The sequence below is a fragment of the Psychromonas sp. SP041 genome (assembly GCF_000470315.2).
In the GTDB taxonomy this organism is placed as follows: domain Bacteria; phylum Pseudomonadota; class Gammaproteobacteria; order Enterobacterales; family Psychromonadaceae; genus Psychromonas.
The window spans coordinates 220,102-239,628 of the sequence record NZ_CBRF02000001.1 but is presented as its reverse complement, the minus strand read 5'-3'; the positions used below and the strand labels follow the sequence as shown (position 1 = coordinate 239,628).

General features: G+C 37.5%; 23 protein-coding genes and 2 tRNA genes. 10 read left to right on the top strand and 15 right to left on the bottom strand.

What is annotated here, in order from left to right:
• Positions 1-61 precede the first annotated feature (61 nt).
• A complete protein-coding gene (locus tag SP041_RS01180; RefSeq protein ID WP_137297221.1) occupies positions 62-1,510 on the top strand; it encodes a DNA cytosine methyltransferase in 1,449 nt (482 codons plus the stop codon).
• 83 nt (positions 1,511-1,593) lie between these two features.
• Here SP041_RS01180 and SP041_RS01175 read toward each other — a convergent pair whose 3' ends face one another.
• The 5 genes from SP041_RS01175 to SP041_RS01155 form a co-directional block, all read right to left on the bottom strand.
• The gene (locus SP041_RS01175; RefSeq protein WP_205961144.1) at positions 1,594-2,199 is read right to left on the bottom strand and encodes a TerD family protein; all 606 of its coding nucleotides are present in this window, start codon (positions 2,197-2,199) and stop codon (positions 1,594-1,596) included.
• Positions 2,200-2,275: 76 nt separating this feature from the next.
• Positions 2,276-2,941 (bottom strand): TerD family protein, encoded by a 666-nt coding sequence (locus SP041_RS01170; protein ID WP_137297219.1) that lies wholly within the window; start codon positions 2,939-2,941, stop codon positions 2,276-2,278.
• An 80-nt stretch (positions 2,942-3,021) separates the two neighbouring features.
• Positions 3,022-3,603, bottom strand: coding sequence for a TerD family protein (locus tag SP041_RS01165; RefSeq protein WP_137297218.1), 582 nt, complete (start codon positions 3,601-3,603; stop codon positions 3,022-3,024).
• Positions 3,604-3,717: 114 nt separating this feature from the next.
• The gene (locus tag SP041_RS01160; protein WP_137297217.1) at positions 3,718-5,073 is read right to left on the bottom strand and encodes a DUF475 domain-containing protein; all 1,356 of its coding nucleotides are present in this window, start codon (positions 5,071-5,073) and stop codon (positions 3,718-3,720) included.
• 23 nt (positions 5,074-5,096) lie between these two features.
• Complete coding sequence (locus tag SP041_RS01155; RefSeq protein ID WP_137297216.1) at positions 5,097-5,546, bottom strand: TerB family tellurite resistance protein; 450 nt, start codon at positions 5,544-5,546, stop codon at positions 5,097-5,099.
• 486 nt (positions 5,547-6,032) lie between these two features.
• On the opposite strand from SP041_RS01155, the gene SP041_RS01150 reads away from it, so the two are divergent.
• Positions 6,033-6,449, top strand: a complete 417-nt coding sequence (locus SP041_RS01150; RefSeq protein WP_137297215.1) for a hypothetical protein — start codon at positions 6,033-6,035, stop codon at positions 6,447-6,449.
• 106 nt (positions 6,450-6,555) lie between these two features.
• Here the strand turns inward: SP041_RS01150 and SP041_RS01145 are convergent, their stop codons facing one another.
• Positions 6,556-7,323 (bottom strand): HDOD domain-containing protein, encoded by a 768-nt coding sequence (locus SP041_RS01145; protein WP_137297214.1) that lies wholly within the window; start codon positions 7,321-7,323, stop codon positions 6,556-6,558.
• A gap of 231 nt (positions 7,324-7,554) precedes the next feature.
• Here SP041_RS01145 and SP041_RS01140 point away from each other — a divergent pair, with 231 nt between their 5' ends.
• Both SP041_RS01140 and SP041_RS01135 read left to right on the top strand, forming a co-directional pair.
• Positions 7,555-8,334: a metallophosphoesterase gene (locus SP041_RS01140; RefSeq protein WP_137297213.1), complete on the top strand. Its 780-nt coding sequence runs from the start codon at positions 7,555-7,557 to the stop codon at positions 8,332-8,334.
• 86 nt (positions 8,335-8,420) lie between these two features.
• Complete coding sequence (locus SP041_RS01135; protein WP_137297212.1) at positions 8,421-9,101, top strand: hypothetical protein; 681 nt, start codon at positions 8,421-8,423, stop codon at positions 9,099-9,101.
• A gap of 78 nt (positions 9,102-9,179) precedes the next feature.
• On the opposite strand, the gene SP041_RS01130 is transcribed toward SP041_RS01135, so the two are convergent.
• From SP041_RS01130 to SP041_RS01110, 5 genes are all read right to left on the bottom strand, one after another.
• The gene (locus SP041_RS01130; protein WP_137297211.1) at positions 9,180-9,776 is read right to left on the bottom strand and encodes a thioredoxin fold domain-containing protein; all 597 of its coding nucleotides are present in this window, start codon (positions 9,774-9,776) and stop codon (positions 9,180-9,182) included.
• A 23-nt stretch (positions 9,777-9,799) separates the two neighbouring features.
• Positions 9,800-10,309 (bottom strand): hypothetical protein, encoded by a 510-nt coding sequence (locus SP041_RS01125; protein ID WP_137297210.1) that lies wholly within the window; start codon positions 10,307-10,309, stop codon positions 9,800-9,802.
• A gap of 37 nt (positions 10,310-10,346) precedes the next feature.
• Positions 10,347-11,006 carry a fibrinogen-like YCDxxxxGGGW domain-containing protein gene (locus tag SP041_RS01120; protein ID WP_137297209.1) on the bottom strand — a complete coding sequence of 220 codons (660 nt, stop codon included), beginning with the start codon at positions 11,004-11,006 and terminating at the stop codon, positions 10,347-10,349.
• Positions 11,007-11,151: 145 nt separating this feature from the next.
• Complete coding sequence (locus SP041_RS01115) at positions 11,152-12,525, bottom strand: hypothetical protein (protein WP_137297208.1); 1,374 nt, start codon at positions 12,523-12,525, stop codon at positions 11,152-11,154.
• Positions 12,526-12,634: 109 nt separating this feature from the next.
• Complete coding sequence (locus tag SP041_RS01110) at positions 12,635-13,426, bottom strand: SEL1-like repeat protein (protein WP_137297207.1); 792 nt, start codon at positions 13,424-13,426, stop codon at positions 12,635-12,637.
• A 186-nt stretch (positions 13,427-13,612) separates the two neighbouring features.
• Here SP041_RS01110 and SP041_RS01105 point away from each other — a divergent pair, with 186 nt between their 5' ends.
• Positions 13,613-14,473, top strand: a complete 861-nt coding sequence (locus tag SP041_RS01105) for a hypothetical protein (RefSeq protein ID WP_137297206.1) — start codon at positions 13,613-13,615, stop codon at positions 14,471-14,473.
• A 145-nt stretch (positions 14,474-14,618) separates the two neighbouring features.
• On the opposite strand, the gene SP041_RS01100 is transcribed toward SP041_RS01105, so the two are convergent.
• Both SP041_RS01100 and SP041_RS01095 read right to left on the bottom strand, forming a co-directional pair.
• A complete protein-coding gene (locus SP041_RS01100) occupies positions 14,619-15,107 on the bottom strand; it encodes a hypothetical protein (RefSeq protein ID WP_137297205.1) in 489 nt (162 codons plus the stop codon).
• Positions 15,101-15,508: a hypothetical protein gene (locus tag SP041_RS01095; protein WP_137297204.1), complete on the bottom strand. Its 408-nt coding sequence runs from the start codon at positions 15,506-15,508 to the stop codon at positions 15,101-15,103. Before SP041_RS01095 ends, SP041_RS01100 begins: the two co-directional genes overlap by 7 nt.
• A gap of 335 nt (positions 15,509-15,843) precedes the next feature.
• Here SP041_RS01095 and SP041_RS01090 point away from each other — a divergent pair, with 335 nt between their 5' ends.
• Together SP041_RS01090 and SP041_RS01085 are read left to right on the top strand one after the other, a co-directional pair.
• The gene (locus SP041_RS01090) at positions 15,844-16,041 is read left to right on the top strand and encodes an RNA chaperone Hfq (protein ID WP_137297203.1); all 198 of its coding nucleotides are present in this window, start codon (positions 15,844-15,846) and stop codon (positions 16,039-16,041) included.
• Between the two features lie 80 nt (positions 16,042-16,121).
• Positions 16,122-16,211: transfer RNA gene (locus SP041_RS01085), tRNA-Ser, on the top strand.
• 170 nt (positions 16,212-16,381) lie between these two features.
• Here SP041_RS01085 and SP041_RS01080 read toward each other — a convergent pair.
• The gene (locus tag SP041_RS01080; protein WP_137297202.1) at positions 16,382-16,675 is read right to left on the bottom strand and encodes a hypothetical protein; all 294 of its coding nucleotides are present in this window, start codon (positions 16,673-16,675) and stop codon (positions 16,382-16,384) included.
• Between the two features lie 213 nt (positions 16,676-16,888).
• On the opposite strand from SP041_RS01080, the gene SP041_RS01075 reads away from it, so the two are divergent.
• Both SP041_RS01075 and SP041_RS01070 read left to right on the top strand, forming a co-directional pair.
• Positions 16,889-16,965, top strand: a tRNA-Arg gene (locus tag SP041_RS01075).
• Between the two features lie 132 nt (positions 16,966-17,097).
• Entirely contained in the window at positions 17,098-17,940 is an 843-nt protein-coding gene (locus SP041_RS01070) for an RNA polymerase factor sigma-32 (RefSeq protein WP_137297201.1), read from the top strand.
• Between the two features lie 42 nt (positions 17,941-17,982).
• Here the strand turns inward: SP041_RS01070 and SP041_RS01065 are convergent, their stop codons facing one another.
• Entirely contained in the window at positions 17,983-18,396 is a 414-nt protein-coding gene (locus SP041_RS01065; RefSeq protein ID WP_137297200.1) for a hypothetical protein, read from the bottom strand.
• Positions 18,397-18,510: 114 nt separating this feature from the next.
• On the opposite strand from SP041_RS01065, the gene SP041_RS01060 reads away from it, so the two are divergent.
• Complete coding sequence (locus SP041_RS01060; RefSeq protein WP_137297199.1) at positions 18,511-19,212, top strand: hypothetical protein; 702 nt, start codon at positions 18,511-18,513, stop codon at positions 19,210-19,212.
• Positions 19,213-19,527 lie beyond the last annotated feature (315 nt).

The following is a 19,527-nucleotide window of genomic DNA, read 5'->3' as shown; positions in this document are numbered from 1 at the left end:
TATTACAGATAGGTTTCAAGCTTAAACTATATTGGAGAGCGTATTTTCGCTTTGTATTATTATGCAAAATGTAAGTGTCCTTAAAGCAGGTTCGTTAGCCGTTCACAGACCAAAAGTAATTACCAAGCAATTGGCCGTACAAAGCACATCAGTAGGAAGACGATTAACTCTTTCTTCAAACTGGCTAATGCTAATGGGGTTTAGTGATTCACTTGTTGTTGAAAAATCATTAGGAAAAAACAAAGGTTTTGAGGTCACTCACGCGACCGAAGAAGACATAGATAACAAAAAAGCAAAAAAAGTATATATCAGAGAATACACATCGCGAAGTGCAAACCCACTTAATCCTGTGCTGAAAAGGAAAGAGCGATTAATTCAAGTCACTAAAAAAGATCTAATGCAAATAGCGCTCGGCGGCGTAAACAGAGTGCATGTCCAAATAATGCCTAACAGAGTCGTTTTCACTCCCATTTTTGAGGGTGAGTCATACAACATTGAAGACAATGATAATATAAGCACCCTTGTGGCCTTAACGGGAGGTGTCGACTGCCACACAATGGAAAAACAAGGGTTCTCGATCAAGGCGGCCTTAGAATTTAGACCCAATGAAAAAAGAGATTCCGCAGATTACACGGAAATGACCTCTATGTCGGTTCTTGCAAATAGTAAACCTGAATTACTATTCAATGAAAATATATATGATGTACAGCCTCAGGTCCTAAAAAAAATAGTTGGAACAAGAAAAATTTCTTTTGCTCACTTCTCATTATCGTGCGATGACTTCAGTGCCCTTAAAACGAATAGTCTGAAACAAAAAAGTGTTGATGATATGAGTTCAACTATCGATATGTTTATTCCAATGCTATCCATTCTTGATGTCCTCGACATTCCAACACTGCTTATTGAGAACGTACCCGGCTTCAAAAATAGTATTATCAACGACGTTTTATTGCTGCAGCTCAAAAGAAGAGGATTTAAGGTCAACCAGGATGTGTTTGATGCTAGAAGAGTCGGCAGTGGTAACACGAGCCGAAAACGCTTTTACATGTTCGCTTCAAAGCTTGATGCTGAGTTTTCATTCCCTGCGTTGGAGGAGAATAAATCAGATGTATGGAATGACATTATATTACCGAACTGGGCAGAAATAGAGAAAAAAGAAGTCACCGGCAATAAGACAGTCACGAGCTCACTATCATGTGGCAGAGCCAGACTAATAAAAGAAGGCGACAAGACGGCCCCTACAATCACTAGAGCTCAGTCACAAGACTCTAAAGATGCCGTAGTAATAAAAAAAGATGATCGCTATTACAGATTACCTATTGTCGTTCAGAAAATGCTGAACTCTATTCCTACCGATTTTAATACGGACTGGTTGCCAGTTGATAAGGCGGCACAAATAATAGGCCAGAGCATTTGCTGTAGTCTTCACGGGAAAATCTTAAACTCAGTTAAAGCGCATTTCGAGTCATATAAGCTTAACCAACGTTTAGCTAGCCTAACGCCAATCTAGGCCACCAGCATTACGAAAAAAGCCTCTATATTTAAAACATAGAGGCTTTTTATTGCTTTACTAATTTTCACACTAACTAATCGTTAGTTGTCTTTCACAAAGTTAACATAGTCTCTGCCAAGTTGAGTGATCGTCGTTGCATTAGTTGGCTCAGCAACACAAACGAATTCCCATGAGTCACCTTCTTTTCTTAACGTGCCCATAATGATCGACTCTTTGCCTTTAAATTGCACACTATTAGCAATATCTACTTTTGCAAGAATATTGGTTGGCTTATCAACACTTCCTTCAAAAACACGACAACCCGCATATGGGACAGAGTCCAGTTTCTGATGAAGATAGCTATTTAAAAGCAGCCCAATATTGACTGTTTTTGGATTGATGTCACTTAGTAGAAGTTCGATAACTTCATTATCTAAGCCATCATCTTTTTCGTCACCACTTTGATCATCACCATGATGTTTAATGCCAGGTGCCGTTTTATTTCTGAAGTAAATAGTCTCAAGAATATTGTTCTGTTTATCAAGTAAGACGATTGAGATATCAAAATCAACTGAGATTTTAGACTCGCCAAACAAGAAGTTCTTTTTAGTAATCATCCCCCAGTTAAGACCGAAGAATATTTTATTTAACTGCGAACCGCTTTTCTTTTTTAAGCTGACCTTTTGGCCTTTTTTTAAACTAACCATTATTGTTCTCTATTTTAATTAGCCTAAATTTAATATTTAGGCAAAGTATGTGTGTATTAGGGTGATTTATGTGGAACTATTCGTCAGACAAAGGCAAGCCATAGCTTCGACCTACGCCACCTAAACCTGTTTTAAAACCTTCACTGTTGGCTTTAAAGCCCCATCCATTGCCTTCACGGTAGAATTCAGCAAATACAAAGGCCGTTTCATTAACACCACCAGAAACAAGCTCATGCTTACAGAAAGTTTTTTCTGTTAATACGTCTTCACTGATGTCATCAATTGTATTCAATTCAAAATCTATGTCTTTGGCGTCAATCAAGCGAATATATGAATTAACTGTTTTACTAAAATCTTGTTTACGATTTTTTGCATCATAAATAGAGGTAACGATCACAATTGATTTGATACGGTCAGGAACATCATTAAGTGATATAACTAATTGCTCGCAATCGCCTTCAATTTCTACAGCATCTACAGCATCATCGCCTTCTTCATCATCGCCTGTTGTCATAATTGAACCACAAGGTGAACATTCATGATCATAATAAATAAAATCATCCATGCTTTCTGCTTGGCCTGATTCGTTTAGCATGATTGCACTTGCATCCATGTCAATTGCTAGACCTGAACCTTTGTTTGCTTTCCAACCTAGGCCGACGATAATTTTATTAAGCTTTACTTTGTTTTTCTTTGTTAGAGAGGTTCTTTCACCTTTCGCTAGAGAGATCATTTTAGTCATTTAGTTACCATTAGAGATTGTTTGTAATGCTATTGCCCTTCCTCTGTAACGGATGGGCAACAATTAATTTTTTGGCTTGATTATTCTACTTCGAAACCGAACGAAGTTAATAGAGCGGGTAAACCACCTGCGAAGCCTTCACCTTTAGCTTGTGCGCGCCACACACCATCTTTACGGTAAACTTGTGCGAAGATAATACATGTTTCAATAGAGTAATCTTCTGACAGGTCGTAACGTGCAATTTCTTTATCTGTATCTTTATTTACCAAACGGATATAAGAATCATCGATTTGGCCAAAGTTTTGAGAACGACTTTCAGCTTCATGAATACTCACCGGGATTAAGATTTTGCAGACTGTTTCTGGCAGCTTATCTAATTCAATTTCAATGATTTCCGCATCGACATTTGTATCGGTACCGGTTGTATTATCACCTAGATGTTTGATAGATCCGCATTTAGATTCAGGGTTATGAAAGTAGATAAAAGAACTTTCATCAAAGACTTTATCGTCTTTATCAAGCAAGATGACTGCAGAATCGACATCAAACTTTTTACCTTCTGTTTTTTTAGTTTTCCAGCCTAAGCCTACTTTTAAAATTTTCAGAGACTCATCTTCTTTAAGAAGACTAATGCGAGCGCCTTTTTTTAATGAAATATTCATATTGTTAATTCCTTGTTTTGTAATAAGCACTGTTGTTAGGGACAGTGCTTAAGGTTTTAGTTTTTTTGTTGTACTTAAATCAATTGTGCTTTGAGCCGTTTAGGCTTAATTGCCTTATTCACTGCTATCAGAGACTGAGCAACTATCATTTAAGACTGAGCTTGTATTTAAACTTGTATTTGAGATTGATTCAGAGCAGTTATTGCTTGAGTCGTCATGAACAGCATTGTTTCTGTTGCTATCATGAAAACTATTTGAATGATTATCAGGCTTGTATTTATTAGCTGTATTATCAGTATGTTCAAACTCAGCATTGTGGTCGGCGTTTCTATGAGCCGTATTGCCTTTAATACTCGCAGTACGGTTAGCATTCCCAGTACGATGAGTATTCACAGTGCTATTGTTAGTGGCTTCGCTTGCTAACTTGTCTTCAGCTTTCGTTTCTTTTCGGGCTTCGACAATTGAAGCAATAATGGCAAAGACGATAAAGCTTACACCAATTAGGCCGGTAACAACCTCAGGGACATCATAGAAGCTTTTAACTGCCATTATAATAGCTAGTGCGATGATTGCGTAAAACGCACCATGCTCAAGGTATTTGTACTCAGACAGTGTTCCTTTTTCAACTAGTAAAATAGTAAGAGAACGAACAAACATTGCACCTACACCCAGCCCGATAGCGATAATGAAGATATCAGTGGTAATAGCGAACGCACCAATAACGCCATCGAATGAGAAACTTGCATCTAACACTTCAAGGTACATGAACATTGCTAGGCCATTCTTAGCTACAGCTTGAGCACCTTTAGCAGCGGCTTCACTTCGTTTTTCTTCATTTCCTTCCATGGTTTTAGCAATAAAGCCAATAACTTCATGGCTCAAAACACCTAGCTGAGCAGCAATAGCAAATTCAGTTGTTTCGCCACCAAAACCTAACCCATACACTGAGATTCCGGCTAACATAATGCCTGTTACAATAACTGGGCCTAGTGGTATTTTGCCGATTTTAGTTAGAGTGCTTTCGATCCCGTTGAACCAATTTGTTTCTTTTTCTTCATCGATAAAGTAATTTAAACCAACAAGCAAAAGAAAGCCTGAGCCGAATCCCATCAGAGAAATGTGCTCCTGATGCATATAAGCGGCGTACTGTGCGTGGTCATTGATTGCAATATCAAGCGCTTCTAATGGTGAGATTCCACCAGCAACACAAACAACTAATAATGGGAATACGATACGCATACCGAACACTGCGATTAAGATCCCCCATGTAAGAAAGCGCTTCTGCCATTTCGGGTCCATATCTTTAAGAATGGCGGCATTAACAACAGCGTTATCAAAAGAGAGAGAGATCTCCATGATGGTTAATACTGAGACGATAAAGAGTGCTTTAGGGCCACCGATGAACATAGCCAGACCTAGGCCTAGCGCGGTTAGCAGAAAGCTAAACTTAAAGAATTTTAAATTTTCCATTATTTGTATATACCTTTTTTATTTTATAGTTCGAATTGAGATGGTTCAATGTTGAGTTCTGTGCAGATTTTGCTTACTACTTTTTTCTCATTTTGGTCAAATGAGCCATCAGCAGCACCAATAGAGCAGACGAGACGGATGAGGTAGTTGCTTTTTTCTTTATTGTCACTGAATTTACCAATAGCTTTCAGTGCACTTGCATTGGCGACATCCGCATCGAATTCATACAAATCTTTGTACTTATTAAACATGGTAATGATGTCGTCAGGAGAATAAATGCTGAGTTGATCATCTATTTTTAGAAAATTTAGTAGCTTTGTTTTCTCATCGCTATCTACATTACCATCGGCGCTGGCAACCATGTAGCTTGCAGCAACGACAGCTTCTAGAAACTCTTTACTTTTAAATTTAAGGGCAGATTTTTTAATATCTTCTAACTTACCTAACCCGGTTTTAAGCCAGTCAAATGCCATGTTTGCTTCTCTTTAAGTTAATGGGGCGCGCCCCTTTCGAATGACATAATATAACTAAGTTAATATTAACAGTCAATAATAATTATATTAAATTAAAGATATTAAAATTTCTAAGTTGCCATAAAAAAAGAATTATACCTAAAATAGCTGGCCATTAGAGCTTTCAGTAATTCCACTCCTGGTTAATCATTACCCCCTATGTCACTTAGATCCCCCTCTTTTTTTGTCTGCATCAAAGATGCAATATAACGAGTACTCCCTCCTGTATACTTTCTTATCTTAAATCACCCGCATTTTGATAGCTTGTAGGACATCATGTAGCGTAATAAGGCGATAATGAAGTTTGTTAATGCCATAAATCATACATCATAAATATAGACTCAATATACAAAATAAGATATAATAAGTACTTATCTGGTTTACGAACAAACACCGTTTAAACACATGTTTGCTTTAATTTACGTTAATACAATAAGAAGAACTTAAATGACAAATCTTAATGCACTGCTTCATAAAAAACTTTCTCAAACAGAGATTAAAATCTGGTACCAAACTCGCGAAACGTTCCGTGCCGTTTCTGGTATTGGTATTAAATTTGGTATTGAAAACGGACTGAAGGTTGAGCTTAATGTCTCACACAAGCTAGTCGGTACACTATATGCTGAAGCGTCATCTGATATTACTTGTCAATTAGAAGAAATCTTCACTATGATGCAAGGCGAAGTTTGGTCTCCAAATGGCGAAGCACGACCAATTATTTCAAAGGCCGGGCTGTCTCATACATCAATGTCTGTCGGCGACATTGTCCAAGTCGGAGACCAGTTCTATAGCTGTGATATGATGGGCTTCTTTGATGTTTCGTGCTTTATAAACGAGACATTAAGTGATGCCACTAAACATTAGCTGGTAAAGGTAATATAGCTTCAGTTTTGATGCTATTAAGAGGCCTCAATAATATAAGGTATGCCAGCTAATCTGGCAGCTCCTCACAACGTTATCGATACAGTGACTATATTTCCTCGATAAACCCAATATGACTTAACCTTTCTTTAATGCTTTGACTAACCATATTGTTGTCATTTAAATAGATTTCTTTGTGAACAATATCAAGCCAGTCTATCTTTCCGCCCATACCAAAGGTGATTTTTTCTGTTTCAGAACTTGAGTAGCCGACATACTTGAAAAGAGACTGAACTAACATGGTTCTTAATTCACCAGATGCTCGTTGAATGTCGTCTGTAATAATTTTATCAAAATCAAGTTGCCCGGCTTTTGCATACACGGGTAGTACACTCGCAAAGTACAAAGAGACTGTTGTTTGTATTTCTGACAAGTCGAACTTCAGGCCTTCTTGTTTGAGTTTTTTAGCACTCTCTACCGCGCTGGTGGATATCTTTTTAGCTTCCCTCAGGTTTCTTTTCATTTCATCTGAGATGCTGCTATGTTTGATCTTAATTTCATACATTAGTTTTGTGGCATACAAGATTGCGTAATTACCCACTTTTCTCAGCCCCATTCTTAAACAAGCTTCTTTGATAGAGGTAATTGAGTTTATTTGACCTAAGTAGTGAATAGTGTTCGCCATCTTAATGAGAAAGCCGGTTAAGCCAGGGTCCCTTTCAATCGCTTCGATAACCTCGTCTACAGAGCTGTCAGAAGATAAGCATATTTTCTTTATGTCCATGAGATGTTTAGGGATACTAATTAATGAAAACTCTACACCTTCGTTAATATCATCGTAAACACTCGATTTTAAAGCGTCAGAAATTTTACTCACCTCTAGTCTCCTTGTTTTTATTGTTATGACTTTTATTGGCGATGGATTCTATCTGTTTGTTTGAGAATTCTCAAGGTCTCATTGTCTTTGCGCTAAGTCCGTGTATTATTTAGGCTTTTATTTTTATTTCGATGTGTTTAGTACGTGGTCTCAGATGCACCACTAAAATTGACCGTTATACTATTTGTGGTTATAATAATACCTTGTATCACTGTAAACTAAAGGCGACAGATGTTTAATTCCCCACTCCTTCTCTCTGAAAACAAACAGGGAAGAGATATCGTAGCTAGTGATATTCATGGTGAATTCCATGAACTCAAAAAAGGACTGAAAAAAGTCAACTTTGACCCACAAGTTGACAGAATTCTTGTCGCTGGTGACCTGGTCGATAAAGGACAAAATTCTAAAGTGGCAATTGAGTGGCTTAAACAAGATTTCTTCTTTTCTGTTTTTGGTAACCATGATGCTCAATTTGCATTTTTTAATAACGAACACCTCTTTAGTTCAAATAAACCTTTAACTTGCTTTCCGATAGACAATTGGTTCTTTGGCTTATCTGAAACCCAACTTAAAGACATGGCAGCATTATTCCTAGATAAACTCTATCCAGCCATCCAAATAGAAACAGCAAATGGCTTAGTAGGCATTGTTCACGCTTCTACACCTATCGGGATGCCATGGGAAACAGTTGTCAAAAAACTAACGGAGCAAGATCACGACTTCTTGCATGATTGCATGTGGGATAGAGGGATTGCTAAAAAAGCCATTAGAGAAATGACAAATCACGAACCTCTTTCAAAAGAAGAGAATGATAGATTTTCTGTGCCTGGTCTAAAGCATATATTTCATGGGCATACCTATAGTGCAAGAAATAGCTTTAAACATTACTCCATTGGCAACCGATACTTCATTGATTCTGCAGCCTTCAAGCATAAGCATATGCCGCAATCAGGGATCACTCTTTTTGATATCAATGATCCTGTTAATCCTATTTATCGTGCGGGCCTTTAATAGACGGTATTAATAAATCTAAAGCGGAACACCGAACCCAAACCAAATTAAAATTAAAATTAAAAATATAATTGGAAAAATTTACAATGAAAAACAAATACAAAGTAATGGCATTTGTAACCGATGGAAAGGGCAATATATTCATCGACCAAGAAACGGCACTCTTAAGTGAACAAGTCACATTTGATAGGCCGCTTAATATTAACAATAGCTCAGACACCCTCTCAGTACAGAACGCGGTATCAATAAGAAATGCGTTTATGGGCTATGTGACTGCAGTATCTGTTTTGCCTTGTTACGTCGAAGAATCTGAAACGCTAAAAGATGTAAGATTCTGCATTATCGTGACTGATGAAGAACATGTAAATAAAACGAAACTACCGATTAAAATTCCGTTCAGTGTTGTACTTGACCAATACACTTCATTTATGAAAGAAGCGGGTGACCCAAACAATAACTTAGTCATGACGAATTACTTTTTCGAAGTAAGCTCAAAAATCAATGCCGTATTAAGCGCAACCTCGGCAAGCGATTATGTAAAAAAATTGAGCGCCAAAAACTCACCAAATAAGAAGTTAATTTGTCCTATCTGTAAATCCGTCGCGCTTCGAGAATCTACCGTCAAACCTAAAGGTGGATTTATTCAAGAGATTGCGTGTAGCGATAAGGAGTCTTGTTCGTTTACCATGAGTCGTCATGTAGAAGAAGCAACCTCATGGGACGCAATTATTGAAAACTGGCTTTCGCTTAAACCGCTCAATAAATAAAGCCCATAACGAAGCAATTCAGCCCGCTCTCAACGACACGTTAGAGCGGGGCAGGAAAGAAAAAGAAAAGGTGGTACTTTAAGTCGCTTTGCGACGAGACCGCTCTACAAACTCTTCTGGGCCAACAAACCCGGTCACTCTTTCGTTTCTTACGCCCTCTTCGTTATAAAAATCAATAACAGGCAATCCAATGATCCCAAACGCCTCAAAAACCTCTCGACTAATGTCATTCGCATCAGACAAATCAACCCTTATCCGATTATAATGGTCCAACTCACTAATGACTTTCTTATCCGTAAATGTCTTTCTTTTATAGGCCTCGCAAAAAGAGCACCAGCTTGCATAGAAATCTAACAACACCGGTTGACCTATTGCCGCTGAACGACGTATCTCTTCGCGGATACCCTTCACGCCAACGACATCTTTAAAAGTTAATGTACTAACCGTTTCAACAATGGCTGAAGGCGATCGCTCTTTATGCAGTGTCTTTAAATACATTGACTCTAAATAACCAGGCGTCATATAGACAACCAATAACCCAAACCCTAACGCGATGGCAGCAGTTTTATTAAAGCGACAATTATCGTTTTGTTCTTCCTGTACTTTGACATTAGGTGTCGCATGAGAAGTCGGTTTTCTTTTTGTTAATGATTTTGTTTTTGAATTAAACATCATCTTCCTATTTGTTCTGTTAAATATTATTCGTTAAATTCAAGAATTGACTCATCAATGTTTTCTTTTTCATCGTATTTTTTATTTAAAAAGTAATGCGTCGCTTCAGGTAAACACTCCCCAGTCTTATTTAAACAAACCTGGTAACTGATCGTTAAGTTTCCAAGCACTTTGCTTCCCATATAACTAATTTCAATAACATTGTAGCTATCATATGTACCAGGCAACATTTGAGACTCTTCAATAGAAATTGACGTACTAATGACATTGTCTTCATCGTCGCTTACCGATACGGTGTCTTTGTCTAGGCTGTATCGACTATCAACTTCAAGCACCATCCGACCTGAATAATCATTAACGTCGATCAATGAATTAAACACACCTGAAAAAGACGCGGTTGAATTAGTGTCTGTTAACTTTGTGTTTAATACTATTTCTTTGGCTACATTAGCGCCAAACGCCGGGCCGACTGCACATAGCGACATTAACATGCCCATCAATACTTTATTATTATTATTATGCTTAATGCTTTCCATTATCTATTACCATTTGTTGCTGGATTAGGGTTAGTTGTTACCTCGCCCAAATAGATGACACCCACAGGATCCCATCTTCTTCTATTCTCAAAATGTCATTAGGTGATACAGACAAAAAGACAGGTGACTTAATGCTTTTTTGGTTGATGGAAAAACGAAATACGCCATTCTTTATGATATTAACGCGACCGTTGTATTTTTTTGTATTCACATCTAGTCGTACTTCTTTAGCAAATGCTGGCACAGTAAATTCAACATATCCTCGCTCACGCCCTGATGTGAATAGCTGCAGCTCGTTTTCAGCAACACCATATCGCGTCAAGTTTAAGTGAGTAAATCGATGCTTAAGTCCTGAGCTTTCCAGGGAAGACTGGTCATTAATACCACCCAAAATAAGCGCCTGCTTAGACACTGGTTGACTGCCAAACGAATACAGCAATGTCCATCCACCGCCAAATGTCTCCATATCGCAGTAGACGTCTTTCACTGTCACCCCATCGGGGGAAATCGTATATGCTTCAGACTGAGCATTTGCCCTGTTGTTAATCTCCTTACAGTCTTTACCTGATCCCATAGAAATTAAACTCTTAGGAATACCAGCATCAACTAATGGATTATAAAAACGACTCAAATCCATCGCAGCACTGAATGCAGACGACACATAAAGGGATAACAAAATCGCACTTAATTTAACCATTGAACCCCTTACTCTGAAGCAACTAAGTATATTACTAAAATTATTTTAGGTCAATTGTGACAGCAGGGATACCTTTAGGCACAATTCCCGCCATTAATGCGGGAATTATGCGCTAACTATGGCTTAATTGTGGTCAATAAGAGATCTACATTGACGGCTCATAGTGATATTCGTTCTCACTACTTTTTTGAAGCTCATTGTTTTCATGTGCATCTATCATTTTGTTTATTCTTGCACCATCATTTTTCATTGCAAAATAAACAATTGAATCCTGTTCATCACCTGAAAATTTCTGTACAAATCTGAGAAATAGTTTCGGACTTTCTGAATTAAGCAGAGAAGCATTTAAGTCTGCTTGCATTTTTTGCTCTACGCCTTCAAGTGGTGGCTCAATGCCACTAGATAACCTTTCAAAAAGCTCATTGGGAACTAAACGCATTTTTGTGCCTAAGGCTTCAATTGAATCCGCCGCGTTCTCGGCCTGCGCAATAAGTGCGTCGCACTCACTTTCCGCTTCTTGTAATGACTCAACCTCTTTATCAAGTAGCTTTTGGAACTGAGCAGGATCATTTGAAAGCGTACTCGACACCTCTTTATTAGCATTAATGCTCAGCATATTTGTAATAAATTCTTCTTTTTCACTAATACTGTTCTTTAAAACCAAAATGCCGGCTTGCTTTTCGTTAATTTTACTCTTCATGATTTCTTTAAAGTAGTCTAACTGTGCAGCTTTATAGCAGGCCACCTGGTCATCTATAGTCGGCTCTGTATTAAAACTTGCTTTTGCCTGGTCCAGACAAACATCAATACTTTTTTCAATGTCACTAAATAACGATTCCACTTTATCAACATCTTTAGCGCGGTGGCCTAATCTTTTTAACCCACCTAAAATTTCAACTTCTTCATTTAACTGCATGCCTTCAGGCAAAAGGGATTTGAGGAGTTCTATCTCATTATCAATAAAGCTATTAACAATATCTTTGTCTACTTTACCGCAACTGTATATGTCATCTTTTATCCAGCCAAGACCATCCATGATGCCTTGGCGAGTATCATTAATGTCAATGTCATTACTCTTCATTGCTTCAAGGTTTTTTTGGTAAGTTTCATAATGTTTATCAGATAACATAAGGGGCTTATGCGTAGACAAGTTTTGAATGCTGCGACCAATCATCGTTCTTATCGATTCTGGAAAATCATTTTTACCTTCATATTTATATTCGCCATCTTCTAATATTCGTTTTTTGTCGACAGTAGATTTTTTGTCGTCAATGATCATCTCTTGCCTGATCCGAAAAGGCCCTTTATTGTCTGATTGTTCATTGGCAGATATGAAAGACTCATTTTTAATGAACACTTTCATATTAACGCTGCCTGCACTAAGAATGAATTCTGCAACATCATCCATTCGTGTTACGTCTTCATTTATTTTTACTTTATTATTAGATTTTTTGAAATCATAAATATTAAGATTGAAATAATTCTTTTTTAACCATTCTATTTGCTGTTTATAGCTCATAACTGGTGCCTATTTTATTGTTATTATTTTCCACATATTATAACAATTTAGGGAAGCAATAAAAAGCTTAAAGAAGATAGCCGCAAATATATATGTAGGTCTCCCCTATTTAATCTTTAGGTGCAATGATATTTAGCCAGAACTCAGGAGATGTTACCGGGAATGGCCCCTTAGGCATTTTCCATGTGTCTGCCAGTGGCTTTCCAGCATGAGCATAGAGGAACAAGTCTTTATGTGACCGATGATAATCCTCGACTCTCTGAGTGCACTCTAAAAGCAATTTGGCCCCCACGTTCGGCATTGAACTAACAATACTACTGATAAACTCATCAAAGGCCGACTTTCTCTCATTGTAACCATAGTCCACAGCAATCAAATTCAACTCACACACTTTCTGAACTCTCTCCATATAACTTAATCCCAGAGATTGATCATACAACTCCTCATTAAGATAAAAAACACTCTTATAGTAAGCAGCCTTACCTGAACGGCTATCAAAAGCACTGTCTATTAGCTTTATTCCACTGTCAATGTCTGTAAAAGTACCTAATCCAAGCATCTGCATTCTTCCCTGCTCTGCTATAGAGGGGACATGCCCCTGCTCTGCTGCTGTACTAAACCATTGGTAAGCCTTATTATAGTTCTTGCCGACTCCTTTATGACCATTTAAGTAAATCTCACCCATAATGGCGGCGCCTATCATGTCACCGCTATCCGCTACTTGTTTGCAGTACCCCATCATCGAGGCGCCCGCATTGTCATTATTATTAACAAATGAGTTCGCACACATGTTCGTTGAAAAACTCATTGCCTGGTTATCCGTTGCCTTAACCGTTCCCGACACTAACAAGCTGGTGGCAACTAACAAAGCGGGTGTAAAGCGAGCCATTTTTCTTTTCATTTTATTTTTCTCATCAATATGAATGTTTTTTCAATGATATTACTGAAATACTATATCTAAAAAATGATTGCCGTCAACAAAGTCTGGATAAGGCATAGACTAATCCATAACAATAAAATACAATGACGTATATATTTCAGAAACAAATCAAACACCTATGTGTTTAATAATAAAGAGAATCAATCTATGGCAGTGCTATTAACAAACAAGAAGATATCCATTAAAGATGAAATGGAAGCCTGCTCTGACATCATTAATAAGACATGGGGCGCAGAAGACGAATCAACTCGTGCTCGCATAGCGCTACTTGTTTCTGATGCTTTTGAAGCCGTATCTCAGTGCAAAGAACATCTTTTTGGAAGCAAAACATTAATGAATGAGCTACTAGAGATTAAAAAAAGCCGGTACCTATTTCTGAAGAAAGATTTCATGGCATTACTGCTTAAGGAATTCGATGGGCAGCACCAACTTATTACGGCAGTCATTTCTGGGCTTAACAAAGCAAACAAATACCTCAATGCAAACCTAAGCAAATTCCACAATTACAATGAACAAATTGTAATTAATCAATTAACCGAAAAGTATTCCTATCTTGAAATAGAGCCTGTGTTTGAATCAACAGACTCTATCTTTAAAGGGCATGACTTTGAAGCCGTATCATCCCTTAAGTATAAAGACCATATTAGCTTTGATAACGTAATGACATCATTAGACATTACTAATAACACGCAGTTTTTAGTCGAAGCCACGTTAACGCAGGCAAAGCTTGCCTTCTCCCACAATCTAGCCGTAGATATCATAGACAATATTTTAGCAACCAATACGCCTAAATTCAGATTGTTTCCTAATAAAAATGATCTCTCGGCACCGACTAAGTTCTTAGTTTCAATTTCTGGACACGACTTGCTTGAACTCGACCCTGTACGTAACAAAAGCGTTTATGACAGACTGGTTAATCTCTCGTTAGATGAGGGCCCTTTTATTAATGATATTAATTCCATGAAAAGCTTATTAAACTATAAGGAACACATGCCTGTAATGTCATAGGACGCATTACTTTGCACGTTCTTGATAAGACTAAGCACAAACCCTCTCAAGCAAAAAGCCTACTTGTTTGATTTACAAGTAGGCTCTAAGTTAATAACATGTTGTTGGTCCGGCAAGCCGTATTTAAACGAGTTGCCATTGCCCTTTACCCTTGGGCATTTCTATTGCTAGCTAATTTTCTGCTTCTACAATTAATATCTGTCAACACAACATTTCCTGAAATGATCAACTTTTCTTTTTCAGTCATTTCTTTTACTAATGAACTAATAATTGATAGTGAATCGGAACAAATATGAACCCACATAAACCCATTCGCCCATAACGGTCTTAAGTGAACATTAACAGAATCCATATTAGTAGAAGTGTCCGATCCCATGTTAGAAGTGAAATAGCGCTTATAGATACCTGATTCTGTCGCAACAAACACACGGTCATCCTCTACGTCATTAATCTCTTCATAAAGCTCCTGACCTTTAGTTGCATAACGGTATTCTTCGTCACCCACTACAATAATATGCCCCTCTAACAGTGCTTTAACTGTTGAAAAAACTGCAGGTGCAACTTCTTGCCTTGTATTAATATCTGAATTCATCTTTATTCCTTTGCCATTTAATATTGACCCATGAGTTAACATGCGGCCTCTTTGAGAGCTGTTTTATTGACTTCTTTTAATTCAATGCGATAAAAGTCAGGGTAATTGTCATTCTTAATACGACAAGTCATTGTGCAGGGCGAAATACCTTCAGCGAACGCGGCATCTTTAGCTGTATCAAACTGCCCTTTTGGTGTGATGACCACCGTACCAATTAAGTTTTTGCGATCTAATTTGTAGTCACGGTTTTTTTTGGCACCCAAGTCGATTACGCCACCTGGATACTTTCTGTAGTAGCGAGTGTTCGCAGAGTTATTAAGTTTCTTACTGATAGCCATTGGTGTTACTAATTCACTCTCAGCCGCGAGCGTAAGACTAGCAAACTCCCCTAAAGGTGTAACAGTAATGAATCTTGGTCGAGGTTTGTTAGAGTGATTAGCCATTGGGCTCTCCGCAGTTAATCTAAATTACAAGACACATAAGCAATATCGCCTATGCGCCTGACTGATGAAGTTAATATACTTAACTTGGTATAATTAGTCAATGCAATTATTCAAAATCTTATATTATCTACATACATAAGTTACTATACTATATAGCAATAAATAAATAGACCAACAATGAGGCTGCTTATGCGCTGTTTTTTAAGTTATGCAATTTAATATATAAAAATCTATTAATAAGTATTGACCTTTATACTACTTTTGCTATAATTTATCACACATCAAAGGGATGGCAAATCTCTGTTATAATAATAAACAACAAAAGAGAGTCTTATATGACAAACACTAAAACACAAGTACGTTTCATCGAGCTAATTTCTGCAGGTAAAATACCCGTTTCTATCTTTCTTCAAAATGGTATTAAGCTACAGGGAGTGATTGATTCGTTTGATGATTCTTGTCTCATCCTCAAAAACACAACAACTCAGCTTATTTACAAGCAATCTATTTCAACTATTTTGCCTTCGAAATAAGCTTATTGAAAGGTTTGGTTGATTTACCTTAAAATCAACTTGACTTAATAACTCAATTTAAATATATTAATCAACATTACGGAGAGGTGGCTGAGTGGCCGAAAGCGCTCCCCTGCTAAGGGAGTATGCTCTAAAGGGCATCTAGGGTTCGAATCCCTATCTCTCCGCCACATTTTAATTAATCTGCAGCATCTCATTAAGGCACTTTGTGCCTTTTTTTGATCCCAAAATAAAATAAAATAAAGCAAATAACTACTTAGTTAAAAGTAAAACCCCTCTCTCCAGTTCAATAGACGGAATCATTGTTTAGGTGCACCGCTATATGGCACACCCGTAACCGCTATTTACTGATAAATGTATAGCGAACCGCTTTAATGCTATTAATTACCTTAATGACCTCATTCCAGGTCGGGGCTCTGCCTACCTTATCAATTTGGTACTGCTGCCTATAGCTTGTATTCATTTGACCTGCTCCCTCATTAAACTCAAGCTCTCTAACGTCATTGAGTGTAATGTTAATATTCTCAAATTGTTCTAGCTTATTAATTATTCCAATCTTAATCTTAACAAGATCCTCAAGGCAGCCCTCATTTCTTGTATCCACTATTTGCTCAAAACAAAGTGCTCTGGCCATGTCATTCTCCCATTAATTATTTTTACCGCTTTATTATATCACTTTTAATATATTTAACAGTTACTTTTCAATAAAATAAAAGGTAGTTTAAGGCGGTTAATATTATTTTATTTAACTTTATTTCATTTTGTTCAATCTCTTTGTTGACACCAATCATCTAATTCATTATATTATCACTCAACAGCCAACCACTAAGCTGTTAGCATTAATTATGCGCCCTTAGCTCATCTGGATAGAGCAACGGCCTTCTAAGCCGTAGGCAACTGGTTCGAGTCCAGTAGGGCGTACCATCCCCCTTTTTTTCTTCTTGCAGAACAAATCAAATAAGCACCAAATCTACCTAAGTTTTCACATCAACTATAGTTTGACAGAATATACACAGATTAGTATAATAACTCATATCATTATTTAGGAGTTAATACATGTCAGCATCACTTCCAGCACTCAGCTTTACAGGCTTTTCTCAGTTCATGAAAATAGCAGGTCAATTTCCTCAGTTAAGCAAAGAAGATGAATGCATGCATGCGTTAACGTTCATTGATTCGAAAGATGAGGGTTCATATTCTCAGCTTATTTTATCAAACCTTAAGTTTGTTGCCCGCATTACAATGAAATTCTCTGGTTACGGTATTCCACTGATTGATCTAGCCCAAGAAGGCGTCATCGGTTTAATGAAGGCAATTAATAAATTCGACCCAACATCGGGTGTTAGACTAGTGTCGTTCGCAGTTCATTGGATTAAATCAGAAATTCATGAGTATATTGTTCGCAATTTTTCTATGATGAAAATCGCAACAACAAAGCCTCAAAGAAAATTATTCTTTAATAAGCGTAGACTTAAAAGCACCACTAATAGCCTTACTCTAAAAGAAGCGAACACCATTGCAAGCGAGCTAAACATAACAAGTGGTGATGTTATAGAAATGGAAAAGCGCATAAAAACGCCCGGTTCGTCTCTTGACGCTTCCGTAGGAATTAAAGACGATGATAGCTACAGCTTGATTGACACCATTGCTTCATCGGACATTGAATTGTCAGATCAAATAGAGGAGCAAGAAATTCGTTCTCATAATTCAGTAGCGCTCAATAAGGGATTAAGTTTATTAGATGAAAGATCATCTATCATCATTAGAAGTCGCTGGCTTGCTAAGAATAAAGCAACATTGAGCGAGTTGTCAGATGAACTCTCTATCTCAATAGAAAGAGTGAGACAATTAGAAAAGATAGCAATGGACAGACTCAGTAAAACAGTAGATTTAATCTAGTTGTAAGCTTAGCCAACCGTTATGGATGGCTAAGCAATACCACTACATGGCAGGCCCGTAGCTTTGCTCTTGTTCTTGATTGTAAACAAAAGTATTAAGGAACTGGTTTGGCGACATATTTTCAGTCGTTTCCATCTGATCCAAAATTTGCTTATCGCCTTGTGCAACCATGCTCTCGCCATCATCGGATTTAGCTAGACTTGATAAGCTTTCTTTGTTGCGAATCAATGCATTCTCTTCACTCATGCTAATTGTTCTTGTCCAAGGAACTGGCCCTGATTTCGTATGGACAAAGTTAACTTTCATCAATAAGTTATCTCTTAAGGCTTTATCTGCCATCATTTTTGCATCAGCAGGATTAAATAAATAAACCTTTTGAGTCTTAACGCTTGTATCCATAAATCTTTTGATCGCAAGTTCGTCTTTGTTTACACCAAATGCATAATTAGGTTTCACTTTAACCGCCACTTTTTTTACTTATTATATCATATTAATGAATTGTAGGAATGATTTTCAAGTCCAAACTATGTACCATGCCAAAACTTGAAGTTAAATGCTTAAGGCATTCGAATGATTAAAAAAATAATTTCCTTTACGTTGATTGCAGCGGCGGTATCGTCATGTGCAATGACCGTCTTTGCTCCACATCATAAAGAAACGATGCCAAGCGCCGTTGGTGAAATGAAAACGACATTTATCGATGGAACAGGCACAAGCTGTTATGGGACATTAATTAGTCAAAGTCGAATTCTTTCATTGAGCCACTGCGTGTTAGGCCCAGCAATCGCCAATATGGCTTTCTTTCCCAGTGATGGCAGTCGTCCGATGATAATATTGCCGCCTAATAGGCATGAAGTACTCTCATACGTTAATAGCCTTAACGACTTTCCAAGTGAGGTGACTGCGTTTAAATTGCTAAACCAACCTGATGGCATAAAGCCCATTGATGTTTCACTTGAAAAGAGTAGTGAAGGTAGCCTTGAATTAAGCTATATAGCGCAAGCTTCAAATGATGAGCAGGAAAACATGATAACTGTTGGCTGTCACTTCGAAAACAAACAATACATTAAGGGCGCACATGTTACTTCTAGCCCGAACTGCCATACACCCATTGGGACAAGTGGAAGGCCGTTTCTATCTTACAAAGAAGGGAAATGGCTTGTAACTGGGATCTATCATGGTTTCTTAAAGGGACAAAATAAAGAAGACGTATTTACACAAGGCATCGCTACCACCCCAGGCGAGTGGAACATTGACCTACAAAGCGACTAGTGCTTTCTTTTGCTGCTCGGTTTTCTTTGTTTGGTTGAACTGGCCTCGATGGTTCGCTCTATTTCTTTTGAATTTTTTGATCTTAAAACGTCTAACGCTCATCTTTTTTTCCTTACTTTTCGAATAGCGGTCATGACAAATGACCGAATATAATTTGGGTTTATTTTGGATTGTTTTATTGATATTTTAGTGGCAAATTAAGAGGTATGTTGGATTTGATTTACAGTGGTTCTCTAAAACTAATTTCAACCTTTTCTATCGCTGGAGCTATTAGCAGACAAGGCAAAATTTTGCTTTAAAATACTAGAAGTGGCT

Bases quoted from the DNA above. Each gene is read 5' to 3' on its own strand.
- SP041_RS01180 (WP_137297221.1), top strand. From the start codon at position 62: ATGCAAAATGTAAGTGTCCTTAAAGCAGGTTCGTTAGCCGTTCACAGA.
- SP041_RS01175 (WP_205961144.1), bottom strand. From the start codon at position 2,199: ATGGTTAGTTTAAAAAAAGGCCAAAAGGTCAGCTTAAAAAAGAAAAGC.
- SP041_RS01170 (WP_137297219.1), bottom strand. From the start codon at position 2,941: ATGACTAAAATGATCTCTCTAGCGAAAGGTGAAAGAACCTCTCTAACA.
- SP041_RS01165 (WP_137297218.1), bottom strand. From the start codon at position 3,603: ATGAATATTTCATTAAAAAAAGGCGCTCGCATTAGTCTTCTTAAAGAA.
- SP041_RS01160 (WP_137297217.1), bottom strand. From the start codon at position 5,073: ATGGAAAATTTAAAATTCTTTAAGTTTAGCTTTCTGCTAACCGCGCTA.
- SP041_RS01155 (WP_137297216.1), bottom strand. From the start codon at position 5,546: ATGGCATTTGACTGGCTTAAAACCGGGTTAGGTAAGTTAGAAGATATT.
- SP041_RS01150 (WP_137297215.1), top strand. From the start codon at position 6,033: ATGACAAATCTTAATGCACTGCTTCATAAAAAACTTTCTCAAACAGAG.
- SP041_RS01140 (WP_137297213.1), top strand. From the start codon at position 7,555: ATGTTTAATTCCCCACTCCTTCTCTCTGAAAACAAACAGGGAAGAGAT.
- SP041_RS01135 (WP_137297212.1), top strand. From the start codon at position 8,421: ATGAAAAACAAATACAAAGTAATGGCATTTGTAACCGATGGAAAGGGC.
- SP041_RS01130 (WP_137297211.1), bottom strand. From the start codon at position 9,776: ATGATGTTTAATTCAAAAACAAAATCATTAACAAAAAGAAAACCGACT.
- SP041_RS01125 (WP_137297210.1), bottom strand. From the start codon at position 10,309: ATGGAAAGCATTAAGCATAATAATAATAATAAAGTATTGATGGGCATG.
- SP041_RS01120 (WP_137297209.1), bottom strand. From the start codon at position 11,006: ATGGTTAAATTAAGTGCGATTTTGTTATCCCTTTATGTGTCGTCTGCA.
- SP041_RS01115 (WP_137297208.1), bottom strand. From the start codon at position 12,525: ATGAGCTATAAACAGCAAATAGAATGGTTAAAAAAGAATTATTTCAAT.
- SP041_RS01110 (WP_137297207.1), bottom strand. From the start codon at position 13,426: ATGAAAAGAAAAATGGCTCGCTTTACACCCGCTTTGTTAGTTGCCACC.
- SP041_RS01105 (WP_137297206.1), top strand. From the start codon at position 13,613: ATGGCAGTGCTATTAACAAACAAGAAGATATCCATTAAAGATGAAATG.
- SP041_RS01100 (WP_137297205.1), bottom strand. From the start codon at position 15,107: ATGTTAACTCATGGGTCAATATTAAATGGCAAAGGAATAAAGATGAAT.
- SP041_RS01095 (WP_137297204.1), bottom strand. From the start codon at position 15,508: ATGGCTAATCACTCTAACAAACCTCGACCAAGATTCATTACTGTTACA.
- SP041_RS01090 (WP_137297203.1), top strand. From the start codon at position 15,844: ATGACAAACACTAAAACACAAGTACGTTTCATCGAGCTAATTTCTGCA.
- SP041_RS01080 (WP_137297202.1), bottom strand. From the start codon at position 16,675: ATGGCCAGAGCACTTTGTTTTGAGCAAATAGTGGATACAAGAAATGAG.
- SP041_RS01070 (WP_137297201.1), top strand. From the start codon at position 17,098: ATGTCAGCATCACTTCCAGCACTCAGCTTTACAGGCTTTTCTCAGTTC.
- SP041_RS01060 (WP_137297199.1), top strand. From the start codon at position 18,511: ATGATTAAAAAAATAATTTCCTTTACGTTGATTGCAGCGGCGGTATCG.